23 protein-coding genes are annotated in these 20,076 nt (G+C 34.4%); 18 read left to right on the top strand and 5 right to left on the bottom strand.

Annotation, left to right across the window (positions count from 1 at the left end):
- Window positions 1-163: 163 nt before the first annotated feature.
- The gene (locus AC2A1D_RS06880; protein WP_484042902.1) at window positions 164-997 is read right to left on the bottom strand and encodes an OmpA family protein; all 834 of its coding nucleotides are present in this window, start codon (window positions 995-997) and stop codon (window positions 164-166) included.
- 87 nt (window positions 998-1,084) lie between these two features.
- Between AC2A1D_RS06880 and tilS the strand changes: the two genes are divergently transcribed.
- The 15 genes from tilS to AC2A1D_RS06805 all read left to right on the top strand — a co-directional run bounded on the left by tilS (window position 1,085) and on the right by AC2A1D_RS06805 (window position 13,800).
- Window positions 1,085-2,386: a tRNA lysidine(34) synthetase TilS gene (gene tilS, locus AC2A1D_RS06875; RefSeq protein WP_484042901.1), complete on the top strand. Its 1,302-nt coding sequence runs from the start codon at window positions 1,085-1,087 to the stop codon at window positions 2,384-2,386.
- Window positions 2,383-2,937, top strand: coding sequence for an RNA polymerase sigma factor (locus AC2A1D_RS06870; protein WP_484042900.1), 555 nt, complete (start codon window positions 2,383-2,385; stop codon window positions 2,935-2,937). The genes tilS and AC2A1D_RS06870 overlap by 4 nt, the downstream gene beginning before the upstream one ends.
- Window positions 2,938-3,036: 99 nt before the next feature.
- Entirely contained in the window at window positions 3,037-3,999 is a 963-nt protein-coding gene (locus AC2A1D_RS06865) for a redoxin domain-containing protein (RefSeq protein WP_484042899.1), read from the top strand.
- 158 nt (window positions 4,000-4,157) lie between these two features.
- Window positions 4,158-4,607, top strand: coding sequence for a YHS domain-containing (seleno)protein (locus AC2A1D_RS06860; RefSeq protein ID WP_421745167.1), 450 nt, complete (start codon window positions 4,158-4,160; stop codon window positions 4,605-4,607).
- A gap of 19 nt (window positions 4,608-4,626) precedes the next feature.
- Complete coding sequence (locus AC2A1D_RS06855; protein ID WP_484042898.1) at window positions 4,627-5,541, top strand: hypothetical protein; 915 nt, start codon at window positions 4,627-4,629, stop codon at window positions 5,539-5,541.
- Between the two features lie 45 nt (window positions 5,542-5,586).
- Window positions 5,587-6,015, top strand: a complete 429-nt coding sequence (locus AC2A1D_RS06850; protein WP_484042897.1) for a DM13 domain-containing protein — start codon at window positions 5,587-5,589, stop codon at window positions 6,013-6,015.
- Window positions 6,016-6,031: 16 nt separating this feature from the next.
- A complete protein-coding gene (locus tag AC2A1D_RS06845) occupies window positions 6,032-6,517 on the top strand; it encodes a nucleotidyltransferase family protein (RefSeq protein WP_484042896.1) in 486 nt (161 codons plus the stop codon).
- Window positions 6,514-6,882 (top strand): DoxX family protein, encoded by a 369-nt coding sequence (locus tag AC2A1D_RS06840; RefSeq protein WP_484042895.1) that lies wholly within the window; start codon window positions 6,514-6,516, stop codon window positions 6,880-6,882. Before AC2A1D_RS06845 ends, AC2A1D_RS06840 begins: the two co-directional genes overlap by 4 nt.
- Complete coding sequence (locus AC2A1D_RS06835) at window positions 6,875-7,384, top strand: DinB family protein (RefSeq protein WP_484042894.1); 510 nt, start codon at window positions 6,875-6,877, stop codon at window positions 7,382-7,384. Before AC2A1D_RS06840 ends, AC2A1D_RS06835 begins: the two co-directional genes overlap by 8 nt.
- Window positions 7,385-8,095: an NRDE family protein gene (locus AC2A1D_RS06830; RefSeq protein ID WP_484042893.1), complete on the top strand. Its 711-nt coding sequence runs from the start codon at window positions 7,385-7,387 to the stop codon at window positions 8,093-8,095. It abuts the gene before it with no gap.
- Window positions 8,070-9,122 (top strand): D-alanine--D-alanine ligase, encoded by a 1,053-nt coding sequence (locus tag AC2A1D_RS06825; protein ID WP_484042892.1) that lies wholly within the window; start codon window positions 8,070-8,072, stop codon window positions 9,120-9,122. The genes AC2A1D_RS06830 and AC2A1D_RS06825 overlap by 26 nt, the downstream gene beginning before the upstream one ends.
- 51 nt (window positions 9,123-9,173) lie before the next feature.
- Window positions 9,174-11,252, top strand: coding sequence for a protein-disulfide reductase DsbD family protein (locus AC2A1D_RS06820; protein WP_484042891.1), 2,079 nt, complete (start codon window positions 9,174-9,176; stop codon window positions 11,250-11,252).
- A 219-nt stretch (window positions 11,253-11,471) separates the two neighbouring features.
- Window positions 11,472-11,990 (top strand): ExbD/TolR family protein, encoded by a 519-nt coding sequence (locus tag AC2A1D_RS06815; RefSeq protein ID WP_484042890.1) that lies wholly within the window; start codon window positions 11,472-11,474, stop codon window positions 11,988-11,990.
- Between the two features lie 181 nt (window positions 11,991-12,171).
- Complete coding sequence (locus tag AC2A1D_RS06810) at window positions 12,172-12,954, top strand: alpha/beta fold hydrolase (RefSeq protein ID WP_484042889.1); 783 nt, start codon at window positions 12,172-12,174, stop codon at window positions 12,952-12,954.
- A 48-nt stretch (window positions 12,955-13,002) separates the two neighbouring features.
- Window positions 13,003-13,800: a patatin-like phospholipase family protein gene (locus tag AC2A1D_RS06805; protein WP_484042888.1), complete on the top strand. Its 798-nt coding sequence runs from the start codon at window positions 13,003-13,005 to the stop codon at window positions 13,798-13,800.
- Window positions 13,801-13,928: 128 nt separating this feature from the next.
- Here the strand turns inward: AC2A1D_RS06805 and AC2A1D_RS06800 are convergent, their stop codons facing one another.
- Complete coding sequence (locus AC2A1D_RS06800; RefSeq protein ID WP_484042887.1) at window positions 13,929-14,933, bottom strand: DHH family phosphoesterase; 1,005 nt, start codon at window positions 14,931-14,933, stop codon at window positions 13,929-13,931.
- A 223-nt stretch (window positions 14,934-15,156) separates the two neighbouring features.
- Between AC2A1D_RS06800 and rpmH the strand changes: the two genes are divergently transcribed.
- A complete protein-coding gene (gene rpmH / locus AC2A1D_RS06795; protein ID WP_040997588.1) occupies window positions 15,157-15,315 on the top strand; it encodes a 50S ribosomal protein L34 in 159 nt (52 codons plus the stop codon).
- Window positions 15,316-15,442: 127 nt separating this feature from the next.
- A complete protein-coding gene (locus AC2A1D_RS06790; RefSeq protein WP_484042886.1) occupies window positions 15,443-16,153 on the top strand; it encodes a cell division ATP-binding protein FtsE in 711 nt (236 codons plus the stop codon).
- Between the two features lie 16 nt (window positions 16,154-16,169).
- Here the strand turns inward: AC2A1D_RS06790 and AC2A1D_RS06785 are convergent, their stop codons facing one another.
- The 3 genes from AC2A1D_RS06785 to AC2A1D_RS06775 are packed head-to-tail and all read right to left on the bottom strand — an operon-like array spanning window position 16,170 to window position 18,908.
- Window positions 16,170-16,871, bottom strand: coding sequence for a tRNA1(Val) (adenine(37)-N6)-methyltransferase (locus tag AC2A1D_RS06785; RefSeq protein WP_484042885.1), 702 nt, complete (start codon window positions 16,869-16,871; stop codon window positions 16,170-16,172).
- Window positions 16,871-18,325: an ATP-binding protein gene (locus AC2A1D_RS06780; RefSeq protein ID WP_484042884.1), complete on the bottom strand. Its 1,455-nt coding sequence runs from the start codon at window positions 18,323-18,325 to the stop codon at window positions 16,871-16,873. Before AC2A1D_RS06780 ends, AC2A1D_RS06785 begins: the two co-directional genes overlap by 1 nt.
- Complete coding sequence (locus AC2A1D_RS06775; RefSeq protein WP_484042883.1) at window positions 18,312-18,908, bottom strand: riboflavin synthase; 597 nt, start codon at window positions 18,906-18,908, stop codon at window positions 18,312-18,314. The genes AC2A1D_RS06780 and AC2A1D_RS06775 overlap by 14 nt, the downstream gene beginning before the upstream one ends.
- A gap of 49 nt (window positions 18,909-18,957) precedes the next feature.
- Here AC2A1D_RS06775 and pdxA point away from each other — a divergent pair, with 49 nt between their 5' ends.
- On the top strand, window positions 18,958-20,049 hold the full coding sequence (pdxA, locus tag AC2A1D_RS06770) for a 4-hydroxythreonine-4-phosphate dehydrogenase PdxA (protein ID WP_484042882.1): 1,092 nt from the start codon (window positions 18,958-18,960) through the stop codon (window positions 20,047-20,049).
- Window positions 20,050-20,076: the final 27 nt, after the last annotated feature.

Here is a 20,076-nt window from a genome sequence, read left to right as displayed (position 1 = left end):
CTCTCTGCAGAGTTATGAAGACTATAAAAAAACTACCAAAAACCATCTATATATATTTTAACAGACTTCTCTATTGGCTCGAACGAGAAGATGTTGTTTAACTAAATTAAAAAAAAGATCCCGATAAACACCGGGATCTTTTTAATTTATATCATTTTTGAAATTATTTCTTCGGAGCAATGTCCATCAATTTCATAAATTCATCCAATTTCGGCATAATGATAATTTCTGTTCTTCTGTTTTCAGCTCTACCAGAAACGCTCATGTTTGTTGCTTTAGGATTGTATTCTGAACGACCACCTGCAGTAATTCTTGAAGGATCTACTCCAAACTGAGTTTGTAACACTTTCGCTACAGAAGTTCCTCTTAAAGCCGAAAGATCCCAGTTGTCTCTTGGCAAGCTTGAAGAATTTAATCCCACATTATCTGTATTACCTTCGATTAACACAGAATATTTATCGTAATCGTTGATTACTTTAGCTACTTTACCTAACACTTCTTGTGCAGCTGGTAAAACGTTGTAATCTCCTGTTTTGTACAACATTTTATCTGAAAGAGAGATCATTACAACTCCTTTCAATACTTTCACCTGTACGTCGCTATCTGCTACGTTATCCAAAGATCTTTTAAGTTTGTTTGATAAAGCAAGGTTTAAGCTATCATTTTTCGCATTTGAAGCGATAAGCTGCTTGATGTAAGAGTTTGAAGAATTAATTTCTCCCACCAATTTATCAATATTTGCAGAGCTTTTCCCTGAATTTGAAAGACAAGCATCCAATGAAGATTTTAAAGCATCGTGCTGACTTTTAAGCAAATTGTTTTCGCTGGTAAGACTTGCATTCTGCGATTTAAGATCCTGAATTTCTCTTTGTCTCTCCCCAATGTTTTCGATACACTGTTTGTAGTTTGTGCTTAAAGCTTCATACTGCTTCTTGCTTACACAAGACGTCATACCCAAGACTACAGCAGAAGCAGCTAAGATTTTAAAAATTTTCATAAGTAATCTTTTTTTAAGATAGCTCAAAGGTAAAAAAAATCTATTAAATATTAACCGCTATCTTTGTTAGGACAAAACTCTATGCAAATGTTGAGCCTAAAATTAGTACAAGAAAAAATTAAGAACATTACGGTTGATTATCAAAATCAGAAGTTTCTTTTAGCTGTAAGTGGCGGCGCAGACTCCATGGTTTTAGCGCACGTTTTCAACGATTTACAATTAAGCTTTGAAATCGCACACATCAATTACAAGCTTCGAGGTGAAGACTCAGAATTAGACCAAAAAGTAGTAGAAGATTTTTGTGAAAAATTTAATGTTAATTTAAATTTATACGAAGTTTCCTCAAAAGACGAGAAACCTGAAAATTCAGTTCAGCTTTGGGCTAGAAATCTGAGGTACAAATATTTCAAAACACTACAAAAGGAAAAAAAAATCGATTTTATTGTAACCGCGCATCATTTGAACGATCAACTGGAAACTTTTATCATCAACCTTTCTAAAGCATCAGGAATTAAAGGCTTAAGCGGAATCCCGGTGAACGAAAATAAGATATTAAGACCTTTTTTGGATTTTACAAAACAAGAAATTTACGCTTACGCAGAAGAAAATAATATTGAATTCCGTGAAGATCTGTCGAACCAGAAAAACGATTATCTAAGAAACAGAATCAGGAACGAAATTACTCCAAAACTTCTTGAAACCAACGAAAATTTTCTTGAAAACTTTAGAAAAAGCGTAAAATATCTAGACCAAGCTAAAGAATTTTTTGAAGAAAAAATTAAAGAAACAGAAAGAATAATTACCATTTCAGAAGATGAAAATTTAATTCTCTCAAAAGAAAAACTAGCCCAAGAATCTTATTTTGTACAGTTTGAAATTTTAAACAAATACGGCTTCAACAAGTCTGAAGAAATTGCAAAAATTTTCAAAGCAGAAAACGGAAAATTTTTTTATTCGGAAAAATTCCAACTCGTTATCCATCGAAATGAGTTGATTATCCGAGAAAGAACTAGCGAATCTCCAATTTTTGGAGAAAAAATTCTCATCAAAAACAGTTTCGATTTCACTAAAAAAGAAGAATCCAGCATTCTAAACGAAAGTATTGATGATATCGATAAAGAAGTTGAATGGCACTTCAACGCTGAAAAATTAAACTTTCCGCTCTACTTGCGACGTGCAGAAGAAGGAGACGAATTCCATCCCACTGGTTTTTCGGGCAAAAAGAAGGTTTCGAAGTTTCTTAGGGACGAAAAATTGTCTATTTTAGCCAGGCAAAAAATCTGGCTCCTTACCGACGGTGAAGATTCGGTTTTGGGAATTATTCCTTTCAGGCAGGACCGAAGATGTATGGCAACGAAAAACACAGAGAAAGTTCTGAAGATTACATGAACAAAAGAACAACAAACACTTTAGCAATCGAAGATTTTCAGAAAGACAACAATGTTGCCTTTGGTGTTCTGTACCAAAAATATTTTGGCTACACCCGTAAGTTTGTTCTAGGGAATAAAGGAAATCTGGAAGATGCGGAAGACGTTTTTCAGGATGCTTTGATTATTCTGTACGAAAAATTGTACGACGATGATTTCAAAGCTTACACTTGCCTTGCCAATTACGTCACCGGAATTTCTAAAAATCTCTGGCTGAAAAAACTCCGCAACCGAAACTTTTTTGTGGAAATGCACGAAAGCTATTATTCTGAAAACAAAGAAGAAATCAACCAAGCGATAGAAAATGAAAGAGATTATTATGATAAGCTGAATGACTATATTAATAAAATTTCTTCCCATTGTCAAACCCTCATCCACGATATTTTTATGAAGAATAAAAATATGGAAGAAATACAGGAAAAATATAAATATTCCAGCAAACACAATGCGCAAAATCAGAAGCATAAATGTGTAGAACAGATTAGAAAAATAAAAAAAGATGATAATTTTTAAGACAGATTATCAGTACTTTAAATTAAATTATTAAAAAATCACCTTTTCGCCGGGTGATTTTTTTTGTTTTTGGGAACTTCATAATAAATACTTTATCTTATGTTCACCAAAATAATTTATACGTTCTTTTTCTTAGTTGCCATTTCGTTCAATGCACAAAACAAAAGCGGAATTCAATTTCAGACTAAAAATTTAGAAGAAGCCAAAAAACTGGCAAAACAGGAAAACAAACTCATCTTCATCGACCTTTACACCACTTGGTGCGGTCCGTGCAAACTGATGAAAAAGAATACGTTCCCGAATCCTGAACTGGGAGAATTTTTCAATAAAAATTTCATCAGCCTTTATATTGACGCCGAAAAAGAGGGGACAGAATTAGCCAAAAAATTCAAAATCGTTAATTATCCGTCTTTCCTTTTCCTAGACCAGAACGGCGAATTGGTTCAATATGAATTTGGATATTACAACGCTGCACAATTTTTAAATATCGGAAAGTCGGTTACAGAGAAAAGAAATTCAGACAAAAAAACGCCGACAATCAGCGAAGTGAAGGGCAAAATGGTGGGTGAAACGATTCCTAACTTTACAGCAAAAGATCAGTTTGAAAAAACATTTTCTCTGTCTCAGGAAAAAAAGAAAACCGTGGTGGTTTTCATTCGTGGACAATGGTGTCCGTATTGTAATAAATATGTTGAAAGTCTACAAAATCTTGCTCCCGAATTACAGTCGAAAAACACAAGACTGGTCATCATTTCTCCTGAAAAACCTGAGTTTATCGCAAAAACCATCAGCAAAACCAAAACCGCGTATTCCGTTTTGTATGATGAAAACTACAGAATAGCAGAACTTTTTGATGTTCTGTACACACCCGAGAAAAAAACGCTCGATTTCTACGAAAACCGATTGGGAGACGATTTTAAGAAAAGCCGTTCCGATGAATCCGGAAGACTGCCCGTTTCTGCAACCTATATTTTAGATGAAAATCAAAAAATCATCTGGAGACATTTCAATCCCGATTACAAAGAAAGAGCTTCGCTGGAGGATATTGTAAAACAGCTTTAATTAAAAATTTTCACCGCAAAAGTGGCAAAAGAAATGACTAATAAAAAGAAACATAAAAGAAAGCAAAAACGCATATTTTGAAAATCTAAAATCCGATGCAAACTTTTGATTCTTTTTCGGTTAAAACATTTTATCTAAACAACTTTAATTAAAAATTTATGAAAAATACATTCACCCTCATTCTCGTATTTCTGCTTCCTTTTTTGGCATTTTCCCAAAAAGCAGAACATAGAAATTTAGAAAACAAACTGGCAATTCAGGGGTATGATCCCGTTTCCTACATCGAACAGAAAAAAGCGGTAAAAGGGAAAAAAGAATTTGCGGTCAATGTAAACGGAGCCATTTATTACACTTCTTCAGAAAAAAATAAAGAACTCCTGAAAAAAGATCCCGCAAAATACGAACCTGTTTACGGTGGTTGGTGCGCTTTTGCACTTGGAGATTATGGCGAAAAAGTGGAAATTAATCCTACAACTTTTAAAATCATTGACGGAAAAACACACCTGTTCTACAATAAATTTTTCAACAATACCCTGACTTCGTGGAACAAGAACGAGGCAAAACTGAAAAAAAGTGCAGACCAAAACTGGAAAAAACTGACCAATTAATTCATTAAAAATTAAAATTATGAAAACATTTAAAATTTTCCTGGTAACAGCATTTTTACTGCTTTTGCAAAGCAATCATCTAGTTGCGCAAGGATGCAGTGACGCCGGATTTTGTACGGTTAGCAGTTTTCAACCGAATAATAATGACAGCTTAAAAACTTACCATAATCAAATCAAGACCGGAATTTTCTTTGGCAAAGCAGATAATTCGATTTCTGTCTTCGGAAATTACGTAGAATACAACAGACAAATCAATGACAGATTTGGCTTTGATGCAAAACTGACCACTTTGGCGCAAAACGGAAACGATGTTTCCACTTTTGGACTTTCTGATTTGTTTCTGAATGCCAATTATAAAGCTAACGAAAAACTAAAATTTACATTAGGTGCGAAAATTCCTTTGTCAGATGCAGGGAAATCAAAGAATAATATCCCGTTGCCAATGGATTATCAGTCTAGTTTAGGAACGTTTGATTTGATTGTAGGTGTGGGTTACGAAATCGAAAAAATTCAGTTGGTTGCAGCTCTTCAACAGCCGTTAACACAGAATGAAAATCAGTTTTTAGCATCGCAATATCCCGCAAGTTCAGCGTTGAGAGGGTTTTTATCAACCAATAAATTCCAGAGAAGTGGCGATGTTTTGCTAAGGGTTTCTTATCCTGTAAATATTAATTCCAAACTAAGACTTACGCCAAGTATTTTGCCGATTTATCACCTGAAGAACGACCGCTTTACCAACCAAAACAATGTAGAACTGGAAATTAACAATTCGAAAGGACTTACATTGAACGGAAATGTCTATCTGGATTACGAAATCAACCGGAGAAATGGACTTCAGCTTAATGTAGGAGTTCCTTTTGTCGTGAGAACATCCAGACCCGATGGATTAACGAGAAGTTTCATCGCCAATGTTGAATACAGAGTGAAATTTTAAATTCTTTAATCAGAAAATTTACAACAAATAAAAACATCAGAAATTATGAAAACATTGATCCCCTTTATTTTCGCGTCCTTTCTCTTGGTTTCCTGCGTCAGAGAAAGCACTGCAACAGAAGATTTAATGGAAATGGCTCCTGAAAATTCGGTCTTAAAATATTCCGGAGATTTTATGCAGGGACCTTACGGAAATAACGTTAACGGAAAAGCAGAAATCTATGAAAAAAACGGAGTCTTCACATTGGTTTTAAATGAAAACTTCACCATCAGCAACGGTCCGGATCTTTACGTGTATGTAAGCAAAGAACAGCAGCCATCGCAATTTGTTTCTTTAGGTAAGCTGAAATCTGTGAACGGCGGACAAACCTATACTTTTACGGGTTCAGTAAACTTCGATGAGTACAAATACGCAGTCGTTCATTGTCAACAATACAATCATCTGTTTTCTTACGCTTTGCTACAAAAGTTATAATTTTTAAAAATTAAGAATGTTGGAAAAGATTTCAAAAAATATTGTTTCTGAAAATCAGTCTTCTGTTATTCTTATGCTAGTAGATTTTTTTGAATGTTATGGCATAGATTACCAATTTACGGGAGGGTTCTCTGCAAATTTATTTGGCTCCCAATGGAAATTGAAAGATATAGATATCGAAACCAATCTTAAAAGTCTTTATATAATTCAAAGAGAATTTCAAAGACAGATTGTCAATCCTATCCAGCGATATGTAGATGACGAGTTTGATATATGGCTTTTACAGCTAAGAATCAACAATATAGACATTGACATCAATGCAATAGAAGATTTTTACATAAAACCCAATTTCAAAATAGAAACAAAACTAGAAGATTGTGTTTATATTTCTTTTCGAGGAAAAATAATTAGAACACAACATTTAAAAAATATTATTGAATACAAACAAATCCTCAATCGTCATAACGACTTAAAAGAACTAATGTTAATAAATCCAATATGAAAAATTACATCAACTGGGCATTGCGATTAATTCCCGCCCTAATTTTACTGCAGACTTTATTCTTCAAATTTACGGCTCATCCGGATTCTGTTGCCATTTTTTCAAAACTTCACGCAGAACCTTTCGGAAGGATTTTTTCAGGAGTATTGGAACTCATTACTGCCATTTTAATATTGAATCCCAAAACCACTTTTTGGGGAGCCGTTCTGGGACTTGTAACGATGATTGGAGCAATTGGTTCACACATTTTCATTCTGGGAATCGATACCAATAACGATGGCGGAAAATTGTTTTACCTTGCACTTACCGTTTTTGTTTTCTGTGTGATTCTTTTAATTAAATTTAAAAAAGGAAAGTATGAATAAAGACCAATCGGTTTATGCGATCTTACACGAGATCCTTACCGAACAACAGAATTTACTGAGAAAAGTTTCGGTAAAAATGTATACTCAGAGTATTCCTTCTCTGGACGGTTCTACCATTGGCGGTCACACAAGACATATTATTGAGTTTCTGGAAATTTTACTGAATTCTTATCATACGAATCAGATTAATTATGATGAAAGACAAAGAAATCTGGATTTAGAAAAAAATCCTGAAGAAGCGATACAGGCTATTTCCGAAATACTTTTCAGCATTAATTTACCCAACAAAAATTTGACAATGCATCAAACGGTGGGAACTATTTCTTTGGAAATTCCGACCAATTTCTTTCGGGAACTGCTGTACAATATCGAACATTGCATTCATCATCAGGCGTTGATAAAAGTGGCTTTTAACGAAATTAAAATGAGTCATCTTCTCAACAAAAATTTCGGAATTGCCCCTTCAACGATTCAATACAGAGAAACTCAAAATTTAAACTAAATGTGCACGGTAACATATTTTCCACTAAAAGATAAAATCATTTTGACTTCCAACCGGGACGAAAAACCCAATCGCTCTGCACAGGAAATTCATCGTGAAAAAGGTGTATTTTATCCGAAAGATGCCACCAAAAAAGGAACCTGGTTTGCGGTTTCAGAACACGGAAATGCAATCATTTTATTAAACGGAGCTTTTGAAAATCATCAAAGAGAAGCAGAATACAAAAAAAGCCGAGGACTGATTGTTTTGGATTTAATAAAGGAAGAAAATATTTTCAACGCTTTACAATATATTGATTTGCAAAATATTGAACCTTTTACTTTGGTTATTTTTCAGGAAAAGCAATTGGCAGAATTTCGTTGGGACGGAACTGAAAAGCATTTAAAAATATTAGACAATAGTCGTTCGTACATTTGGTCTTCTGCAACATTGTATGATAAATCGACAAGAGAAAAAAGGGAGCAAATTTTTCAGCAATTTCTTCAAAGCGAAAAGATTTCCGAAGAAACAATCTGGGATTTCCACCATCAGAAAACCAATGATTTGGAAAACGGAATTACCATCAAAAGACAAAATACGATACAAACTATAAGTACTACACAACTTGTTATTTCTTATGAAATGACACTGAAACATCACGACCGACTCAACGAATATTCAAACCCTGAAAAAATTTTCCTGAACAATGAAATTCACACATCGTCTTCATAAGATTACAAATTGGGAATATTGGTCAACATTTACCATTTACTTACCACTTTTGCCGGTTTGGCTGTACTGTGCGTACAAAGCAAGAACGCTTTTGTTTTTTCACGGCGCAAATCCTTCCATAAAATACGGAGGAATGGCAATGGAAAGCAAAAAAGAAATCTATGATTTGATTCCCGAAAGTTGGATTCCGAAAACCGTTTTTGCGTCTTCAGAAACTTCATTTCAGGAAATTTTATCTGAATTAAAATCACAAACCATCAATTTTCCCATTATTGTAAAACCCAATATCGGATTGAAAGGTTTGGGTGTGGCTGAACTTAAGGATTCAGATGAATTGGAAAATTACCAGAACCATAATGACTGCGATTTTTTAATTCAGGAAAAGATCAAATATCAGAATGAAGTCGGCATTTTTTACCACCGTTTTCCGGACGAAAAAACAGGAAAAATTACCGGAATGGTAAAAAAAGAATTTCTTTCTGTAACAGGGAACGGCAAAAAAACGTTGCGAGAACTGGTAATGGAAAATCCCAGAAGTGCTTTCCAAATCAAAGCCATAGAACAGAAAATGGGAAGCGAAATGAACAAAATAGTTCCCGAAAATGAAGAAATTATCTTAATTCCGTTCGGAAGTCATACAAGAGGAGCAAAATTCGTTGATATTTCAAGTGAAGTTACAGAAAATTTAGCACAGAAAATAGATGAAATCTGTACCAAAGTGAGTGGTTTTTATTTCGGAAGATTAGACGTAATGTTTGAAAATCTGGAACTTTTAAAAAACGGAGAGAATTTTAAAATCATAGAAATAAACGGTGCTAAAAGTGAACCAACGCATATGTACGACCCGAAACACTCCTTATTTTTTGCGTGGAAAGAAATAGCCAAACACTGGAAAATAATGGCAGAAATAAGCAGAAAAAACCACGAATCCGGATTTCCTTATCTGGATATCAAAGAGGGATTTTCTGCGCTGAAAAACAATCTTGCCATAGAAAAAAGGCTGAGGAAGATTTCTTCGGTTGATTAATCTGCAAAAAACAGTTACTTTTGTAGTAAAGTATTTACATAAAATTACAATATGAAATTCTCTTCGATTTATAAAATCCCGTTGCTGCTTTTCTTTTTTATTACCCTTGCAGTTTCGGGACAAATCAAAAATCCTGTAAAATTTAAATTTACCATCAACGAACTAGGCGACAATCAATATGAAGCCGTCCTGAATGCCACCATGGAAAGCGGTTGGCATATTTACTCCAAAGACATTCCGGAAGATACGGGAATTCCTACCGATTATAAAGTTTCAGGGAAAAACATAGAACTGATCGGGAAATTTACCGAAGTAGGTAAAAAGCATGAAGAATTTTCTGAGGCTTTCGGCGGAAAAATTATTTTCTATTCCAATACGGCAGGTTTCAAGCAGAAATTTAAGCTGAAAGACGGAACAAAACCGGGAGATGTTGTTGCTGAAATTACGTATCAGACCTGTGACGACAGAGTCTGTCTTGCTCCCAATACGCTGGAATTCAACAAACAGGTTACGCCAAAAGGTGCTACTGAAGAAGTTGTAACAACAGAACCTGCAAAAGATTCGGTGAAAAGTCCTGTAGCCACGGAAACTATTACCAAAACTTCTGCAGAAGCGGAAAACACAGCGAATGAAACCGCTAAACTTGATCCTAAACAACTAAAAATCTCCACAATAGATTTCAAAAAACCTTTAACGGATTGCGGAACAGCAGCCATAGAAGCTTCTGAAAATTACTGGACTTATCTATTTTTAGGATTTATCGGAGGTTTAATTGCCTTACTTACACCATGTGTTTTCCCAATGATTCCGTTGACGGTTTCATTCTTTACAAAAGGAATGAAAGACAAAGCAAAAGGGAAAAGAGATGCACTTCTTTACGGTTTTTTTATTCTTTTAATTTTCGTTTTACTAAGTATTCCGTTTCATATTATTGATGGAATTGCAGGAAATATTTTTAACGAAATTTCCACGAGTGTTTGGCTGAATATTGTATTTTTCATCATCTTTATTTTCTTCGCAGGAAGTTTCTTCGGATATTACGATATTACATTACCAAGTTCGATTGCTAACAAATCTTCAAAAGCAGAAGAAGCTGGTGGAATAATCGGGATTTTCTTTATGGCTTTAACTTTAGTCATTGTTTCATTCTCCTGTACAGGTCCTATTTTGGGAAGTTTACTGGGGAGTGCCGTTACAGGTTCCAGTAATGTTCCGATGTTGTTAACATTTGCTTTGGCAGGTTTTGGATTGGCTTGGGCGATTGTTTTCGGATTATTGGCATTATTTCCACAGGCACTGCAAAGCTTACCAAAATCTGGTGGCTGGATGAATACCGTGAAAGTGGTTTTAGGATTTGTAGAATTGGCTTTGGCTCTGAAATTCTTGTCAAAAGCAGATTTAGTTTCTAAAACTTTTCTTATTAAAAGAGAACTTTTCATTGCGATCTGGATCATTGTAGCGATTGGTTTAGCATTGTATTTATTCGGATTAATCAGATTTCCACACGATGACAAAAAGCCAAAAATTTCTTGGACGAGAAAGATTATCGGAATTTTGGGAATTGGTTTTGTGATTTATTTAGTTCAAGGATTAATTCCTGCAGAACGTCCGAAACTTCAATTGTTAAGCGGAATTTTACCTCCGCTAAATGTAAGTTACTTTCACAATGAAGAAGACGGAATTTTGGGCATGAAACCTGAACACGATTTCTTTACCGCCATTGAATTAGCAAAAAAAGAAAACAAACCGATTTTAATTGATTTTACAGGTTATGGTTGTGAAAACTGTAGAAAAATGGAAGAATTTGTATGGAGCGAACCGGATATTTTACCGATCCTTCAAAACGATGTAGTTCTGGCTTCTCTTTATGTAGACGACAAAGAAGAACTTCCCGAAGACCAAAAAACAAAAATTGATTTGGGAGACGGACAAATGAAAAAAGTAAACACCATTGGAGACCGATGGAGCTTGTTCCAACAAGTGAATTTCAACAACAATTCGCAGCCGCATTATGTTTTAATTACACCAGAAGGAAAAGTGATTAATACGCCGGTTTCTGGATACATGGAAAAAGGAAAATTCAAGCAATTTTTAGAATGTGGAGTTAATTTTTACAAGAAAAACAAATAAACTTCCCATTTTTAACATACGAAAACTCATGTCGAAAGGCGTGAGTTTTTTTTATTTAATAAAACCTTATCAAAACACTTTAAAACAAACATTTCAAACAATAAAAACGCACATTTATTGAATAAAATTAAAACACTTTAGAAATTTTAAATAAAAATTCAAAAATTAGGAACAAACTTTGCTTTCACCAAAATACACATAACTTTAAAATTTATTATTATGGCTGAAGTACTTACCCAAGAAAAGCAAGGACACCGCAGAACGAGACAAAAATCTATCCGTGTAGATATGACACCGATGGTAGATTTAGGATTTCTTCTGATTACTTTTTTCATGTTTACAACCAATTTTACTAAAGTGTACAAAATGGACGTAAAACTTCCTGCAAAAAGCACAGACGGAACCTACACTGAGATTAATGAGAAAAATCAGGTAACGTTTATTTTAGGAAAAAACAACCGCGTTTTCTACCATCAAAGCAGCGAAGGAAAACTTTCGACAAGCAACTTAAAGGAAACACAATTTAAGGACGAAAACATTAAGCAAATCATTTCCGAAGCCTATAAAAACGCTCCTGCAAAAGAGAAATTCACTATCATTATCGAACCTACAGACGATGCCAATTACAAAAACTTTGTAGATATTTTCGATAATGTTTCGGTGTCTAAGGAGAATCGTTACGGAATTTCAAACATGAAACCTTGGGAAAAACAAGTCTACAACCAAGCGATTAAATAGAACACAGAAATCATTTCTGTTGAGAGGTGATTTTTTCTGTGAAAACTTTATTAACAGAATCAAGGCCGTAAAGAACTTTTTCTTTGCGGTTTTTTGTTTAATTTTACAAAAATCAAAACCAATGAAAAAGCCTTTTAGAAGGTATATTTTTTGTTGGGAAATAAAAATAAATTGTAATCTCATGCTTCATTTCGAAAAAACAGGAAACGGTAAAGAAACCCTTGTTCTTCTTCATGGTTTTATGGAAAACACCACCATTTGGAAAGACATGGAAAAACACCTTTCTCATCAGTTTTCATTATTAAAAATCGACCTTCCCGGTCATGGAAAATCTGAAATTATTGCAGAAACTCAAACCATGGAAATGATGGCGGAAGAAGTGAATAAGGTTTTAGAAAGTCAAAATTTAGAACACATTCATTTGCTTGGTCATTCGATGGGAGGCTATGTTTCTTTGGCATTTGCAGAAAAATCTGCAGAGAAACTTAAAAGCATGACGCTATTTTTCTCAACTTTTCTTGAAGATGATGCCGAAAAAAAAGAGCAGAGAATAAAAAGCTACAGAATTATAAAAGATGCTTTTGCACATTACGCAAGAGCGGGAGTTCCGAATCTTTTCAATCCGAACGAAAGAGATGTTTTAGAAGGAAAAATAGAAACTGCGCTAGAAATTGCACTTTCTACCAACAATTTAGGCGCATTAGCTTCTGTAAAAGGAATGGTAGAACGTACCAACAAGAAACATATTTTAGAAAATCTGGAAGCAAAAATCCTAATTCTTGCAGGCAAACACGACAACGCGGTAAAAACAGAACTTTTATTGAAAAACCTTCCGGATAGAACGAATATTAAATCTTATGTTTTAGACTGCGGCCACAACGGTCATTGGGAAAAACCATCCATCTGCGCAGAAATTATCAATACTGAATTACTACACCATCTTCCTAAAAATTTAGTTTTATAATTTTCAGATTAAACTTAAAACTGTATTTTTAAGAAGTTTAAAAAACACATGGGATTATTTTCGTTAAAAAAAAAGAAGCCTGTAATTGGCCTTACTTTATCCGGTGGAGGAATGCGTGGTATTGCACACATTGCCGTCCTTAAATCTTTAGAAGAATACGGTCTGAAACCAGATATTATCTCTGGAACCAGCGCTGGATCTATTATCGCTGCATTTTATTCTTTTGGAAAAACACCCGATGAAATGATGAACATTGTAAGAAAAACCACTTTTTTCTCACGATCTTTTCTCAGATTATCCAAAAACGGAATTTTCAGCTCCAATTTTATTTTAAAACTTTTTATGGATCATTTCCCTGAAGATGATTTTAGCGTTTTAAAAATCCCTGTTTACGTCGCAACAACAGAACTTACCCACGGAAAAGTTGAGTTCTTTTCTGAAGGCGAACTTTTCGGGCCTCTTTTAGCATCTTCGAGTGTGCCTTTTGTTTTACCTCCGGTAAAAATGGGCGAAAAAATTTATGTTGATGGCGGTGTTTTAGACAATCTTCCCATTGAACCTCTTATCGACAATTGCGACTTTCTCATTGCTTCCCACGTAAATTCTATAAGCTACGACAGCCTTGATAAAATGAGTTTAATGAAAGAATTCGATAGAATTTTACACCTTGCAATTGCCAAATCGGTTTATGCAAAAGCTCATTCTTGCGATATATTTTTAGACCCACCCAAAATGACAAAATTCAGTTTGTTCAACAAAAAGTTTTTAGACATTATGTTTAATGAAGTCTACCATTACACCTGTAAAGAATTGGAGAAAAAAGGATATAGAAAGGTTGAGGCTTAGGTTGAGATAAAAAATTAACAATTTTGATTAGCAAACCAAAACATGTCACAAAAAAAAAGTGAAGCTCAGCAGGAGCAACACCTTTAATTTATAGTATGAAAACTTTAATCGTTAAAAGCAATCTGAAATTAAAACCCTTCCTCTCCCACTCTTCCTTTGAAAGTTTCGATAGTTTCAGCTAAAGATTCGAAAGATTTCCCGCCTGCTGCGTTGATGTGACCTCCTCCGTTGAAATATTTTCTCGAAAATTGGTTCACATCTACATCCTCCTTACTTCTGAACGATATTTTAATGAAATCCTCAAATAAATCTTCCATGAAGAACGCAGACATTTTAACACCTAAAATACTCAGTCCATAATTCACAAAACCTTCAGTATCTCCTTTTTGGAAGCCGTATTCTTTCAATTCGTTTCTGGTAAGCGATAAAATTGCAACTCTTCCGTCATTCACCACTTCAATTCTTCCTAAAATTAAAGCTAAAAGCTGAAGTCTAGAAACGGTATTCGTATCCCAAGTATTCGAAGTAATCATCGCTGGATCCGCTCCATGTTCAATTAAATTCGCAATAATTCTATGCGTTGTCGCACTTGTAGACCTGAATCTGAAACCTCCAGTATCCGTCATAATTCCGGTATAAAGACAATCTGCAATATCTTTATTTACTAAAGCTTCATCTTCCATCGCTTCAATAAAATGATAGATCATCTGCGAAGTAGCAGGAATTGTAGTATCTGAATACACAAAATCAAAACTTTCCGGCTGTTGATGATGATCAATTAAGATCTTCTTCCCTTTCGCCTTCGTAAGCCAATCGCCAAGAATTCCTATTCTGGATGCCGCGTTAAAATCTAAACAGAAAATAACATCAGCTTCAAAAATAAGATCTGCTGCAACTTTTCTTTTATACTCTCCGATTACATTTTTTTTAGCTTCGGGCATCCATTTTAAGAATTTAGGAAAATCGTTTGGAACCACCACTTCTGCAGCAATACCTTTCGCAGCAAGATAGTGCTTCAATCCCAAGCTTGAACCAATTGCGTCGCCATCCGGATTGTAATGCGTAAGGATAACGATTTTATTTTCAGGATTTAAAAGATTCTTGATTTCTGAAAGTTCTGCTGATGTAAACATTAGAATAAAGGTTTTGATTTTTGAGTCTCCAAAGATATACCTTTTTCTGAAAAGCAACATGAAAGACAAATCTTTTCCTTACCTTTGCGCCACAATAACGCTTTGGAAGACAAGGCAGAAAATATTTAAAAAAAATATGCATTAAGTTTGTAAAATATAAAAATTTACATATCTTTGCAACCTGAAAAAATATAATTGATAATTACGATTTAAACATATAGTAATGAGTAAGAGAACATTCCAACCATCAGAAAGAAAGAAAAGAAACAAACACGGTTTCAGAGAAAGAATGTCTACGCCAAACGGAAGAAGAGTTTTGGCTGCGAGAAGAGCTAAAGGCAGAAAGAGTTTAACTGTAAGTGCATCACGCGCTAAGAGATAATTCTTTATTATCATATACAAATCATGCTTGAAAAGTATCTTTTCAGGCATTTTTTGTTGTTAAAATTTACTAAAATTAATTTGAATAATATTTCTTTTTAGTATTTTTAAAATCTTAAAACTGAAACATGCCACACAGCAATATATCGGGTGAAAACATCATCAATTTGCAGCATGCAAAAATTGCCCAAAAAAACTTCACGGTTTTATCTGATGTAAATTTAAACATTAAAAAAGGAAGATTCTGCTATCTTATCGGAAAGACAGGATCTGGGAAAAGTTCACTTCTAAAAACTCTTTATGGTCACATCCCTTTAGTTGGCGGCCAAGGTTCTGTGGTAGGATTCGACATTGCTAAACTAAGACCTTCAGACATTCCTAATCTTAGAAGAAAACTGGGTATCGTATTTCAGGATTTCCAACTTTTATCGGATAGAACGGTTGAGAAAAACCTAAAATTTGTTTTACAGGCAACTGGCTGGAGCGATAAAGCTAAAATGGACGAACGCATCAACGAAGTTTTGAACAGCGTAAACATGAAGAGCAAAAAACACAAAATGCCACACGAACTTTCTGGTGGTGAACAACAACGTGTGGCTATCGCTAGAGCTCTTCTTAACCACCCTGATTTGATCCTTGCCGATGAACCGACAGGAAACCTTGATCCTGAAACTTCTAACGAAATCATGACCTTACTAAAGAAAGTTGCACAAGACAACGACGCAGCCGTAGTAATGGCAACCCACGATTACCACATGATTCAAAATTTCCCAGGAGAAGCCATTAGATGTGAAGATGGGAAAGTTTCTGTTTTGGATACTTCAGAATTATTTGAGTAAGAAATTCGAAGGTTGTTTAACCTTTATTTTTAAAGATATGAAACTCTTTGGTGAGTTCAAGATATTGGTCCGAGTATTGTCTCGGACTTTTTTCTATCACAAAATCAGACTCTTCAAGACTTTTTTCAAGTAAAGAAAATTCTAAAATCAATCGTTTTACTTTTGAATCTAAAATTCCTTTAATATTAATTTTTCGGCAAAGAAAAAGGTTATTTTCAGCGGCAATTTCAATAAAATCTTCACCAACTTCTACAGGAATTATGACTGAAAAAATGCCGTTTTCAGACAATAAATTTGCAGATTTAGTAATTAATTGCGCGAAATTCAATTCAACGGTTTGCCTTGCAATTTTATCTTTTTCGGAAGAAGATTCTTCAAAATAAGGCGGATTTGATACAATTAAATCAAACCTTTCCTCTATTGTAAAATTTTTAAAATCTTGATGAATATTTTTTAACCGAGAAGAGAAAGGTGAATTTTCAAAATTAATTTTGGTAAGATTTGCCGCTTCTTCGTTAATATCAATCCCTAAAAATTGGGCAAAAGAATTTCTTTGCGCCAACATTAAGGAAATTAAACCCGTTCCTGTTCCCACTTCCAAAACATTGGAAAAAGTTTCTACAGAAGCTAGAGCACCCAACAAAACACCGTCGGTTCCCACACGGAAAACATCTTTCGTCTGCTGAATATTAAACTGTTTAAAACTAAAAGGCTTCACTAGATATTGGTAGGTAAAGTAATGGTAAATGTTGCGCCTTTTCCGACTTCGGATTTTACGGTAATCTCACCTTTGTAATCTTCAATCATCTTTCTAACCATAGCAAGACCAAGTCCCATTCCGCTGTTTTTGGAGGTGAAATTAGGTTCAAAAATCTTTTCAAACATCGCTTTATCGATACCAATACCATTATCTTGTACCACGATAGCCACTCTTTTCTGAAATTGCTCAATATCGATATTAATCATCATATCTCTCTCGTCACTTTTCGCCTGTTTTGCATTGGTTACGAGATTGGTAATAATTCTGGACAGATAAATTCTATCCATATTAATCATGATATTATTTTTATTAGAATGAAGATAAATTAAATCATCATTGAAAACACCTAAAATATCTTTAATCTCTGTATTTAGATTGATAACTTCATTGTGTTTTTCGGGAAGTTTGGCAAACTCTGAAAAAGCTGATGCAACAGTGGCAATCACATCAATTTGATCCACCATCGTTTTACTCAATTGCTTTACTTTTTCGGTGACATTTGGATCTGCAGGATCAAACTTTCTTTCAAAATTTTGAATCGTAAGCTTCATCGGTGTTAAAGGATTTTTTACTTCATGCGCCACTTGTTTTGCCATTTCGCGCCATGCTTCTTCGGAAGCTTTAAACCTCAACCTTTCTTTTTGATCCTGAATTTGAAGAATCATCCTGTTGTACGCTTTCGCCAAAGCATTCAGTTCATCATTTTTATAATATTTGATGGGACGCATTTCGTTTTCGAAAAGCGTGATTCTGGTAATCATGTCTGAAAACTTGGTAATATTTTTAGCTAAATTATTGGAGGTAACCCAACTTAACCAAATACTGAAAATCACTAAAATAAAATCAATAATTAAAATATACATTAAATATTGATGAAGAACATCCAGATAAGAAGATTCGTTGTGATATAAAGGAATATAGATAATTGCTACAGGCTGCAAATCATTATTCTGAAGCAGAAGATAAGAAGATGTATACACGGCGTCTTTGCTTGCATCATAGCCTCTCACATCATATCTCGCTTTATCAGAAAGTATTTTGTTTACAATCTTCATGGGTATTTTTTTCTGATCCACAAGACTCTCATCTTTGTCTGAAAGAAGATAATTTCCCTTTAGATCATAAATAATAATACTATGCTTATTAATATCAGCAATCTCGAAGATTTTGTTACCCAAAACTCTTTTTAGATCTTCTGTGTTTACTTTCTCTAGACTTAATGCGTAATCAAAAAAAGCCATTACCGCATTGGTCTTTTCCTGCATGTCGATTTTACTCTGCGTTAATGCATTATTTCTTAAAATAAAATAAGGCACCAACGAAGAGGCTGCAACACTCAGAAAACAGACAAAAAGAAACCCGAAGAAAAATCGGTTTCGAAGACTGTATCCTTTATACTTATTTAATGGCATTCCTTTGTAGAAGTTTAGCTATATATTTACCTATTATATCAAATTCAAGGTTTACTTTATCACCTATTTTTAAAGAATTCATATTGGTAAATTCCCAAGTATATGGGATGATAGCTACAGAAAATTCAAGGTCATCACTTTTGGCAACAGTAAGACTTATTCCGTTTAAAGTAATCGATCCTTGAGGAACCGTAACAAAATTACCTTCTGAATTGTATTTTACACTAACAAAATAGCTGCCATCTTTGTTTTCGATATTGGTAATTTCTCCAGTTTTGTCTACATGCCCCTGTACAATATGCCCATCAAGACGCCCATTCATCACCGTGCAGCGCTCAAGATTTACCACAGAGCCCACTTGCCATTTCCCTAAATTAGTTTTTTCTAAAGTTTCGTTAATGGCGGTTACCACATATTGGCTTCCATCAATTTTTACAACCGTAAGGCAACAACCGTTGTGAGCCAAGCTTTGGTCTATCTTCAACTCGTGTGTAAAAGGGCAAGAAAGCGTAAAATCTATGTTGGTTCCGTTCTGCTCAATTTTTTCTACAACGCCTACTGCTTCAATAATTCCTGTGAACATATTATTTTTTGCTAAATTTGTAAAATTATAATCTTCAAAGATAATTAAAATGCACCCAAAAAACCATAAAGTACGAGTAGGAATTTCAATTGGTGATTTTAACGGCATTGGCCCGGAAATCATCATGAAATCTTTGAAAGACAAAGCTATTACAGATTTTTTCACACCAGTGATCTTTGGGTCAGGAAAATTATTCACCTATCAGAAGAATATTTTTAAACTCAATTTAAATTTCAACTACATTACCGAAGCTTCACAAGCACAAGGCGGAAAACTGAACATGGTAAACCTTGTAAAAGAAAATTCTAATGTAGAATTGGGAACTCCAACTGAAGAATCTACAAAAATGGCTATAGATTCTTTAGAAGCCGCAACAGAAGCTTTATTAAAAGGAGAAATTGATGTTTTGGTAACTGCGCCCATCAATAAAGACGAAATGATGAAGCAAGGCTTTAAACACGCAGGTCATACAGGTTATTTTGAAGAAAAATTCAATAAGAAAGGATTGATGTTCTTGGTAACTGAAGATTTGAAAGTAGCCGTTTCCACACATCATATTCCTATTTCTAAAGTTGCAGAAAACATTTCTAAAGAAAAGATAAAGAAGCAAATTAAAATGCTTCAACAGACATTAATTGAAGATTTCAGTATTTCAAAACCGAAAATAGCTGTTTTAGGTTTAAATCCACACGCAGGAGACGGAGGTGTAATTGGAAATGAAGAGATAGAAATTATTGCGCCAGCAATCAGAGAATTGTCTGATAATGGGGTTTTAGCTTTCGGACCTTTTCCAGCAGACAGTTTCTTCCAACCAGAAAAATATAAAAGTTTCGATGCGGTTTTAGCAATGTATCACGACCAAGGTTTAGCTCCTTTCAAAACCATTGCTTATGAAGAAGGAGTAAATTATACCGCTGGATTGCCTTTCATCAGAACCTCTCCAGATCACGGAACGGCATACGATATTGCAGGAAAAAACCTTGCCGATGAACAAAGTTTCACAGAAGCAATTTTCACCGCGATTAAAATTTTTAAACATCGTACAGATTACCACGATTTAATGGAGAATCGTCTTAGACCAAGAAAAATGGCTGTAGACAACGGAATAGACGAAGATCTTCCTGATGAAACTCAGGCATAGAATCTTAAAAAAGATTTAAAATAAATT

This window comes from Chryseobacterium sp. HNCC26DJ239 (genome assembly GCF_057180445.1).
This window is presented reverse-complemented; position numbering and strand designations above follow the sequence as displayed.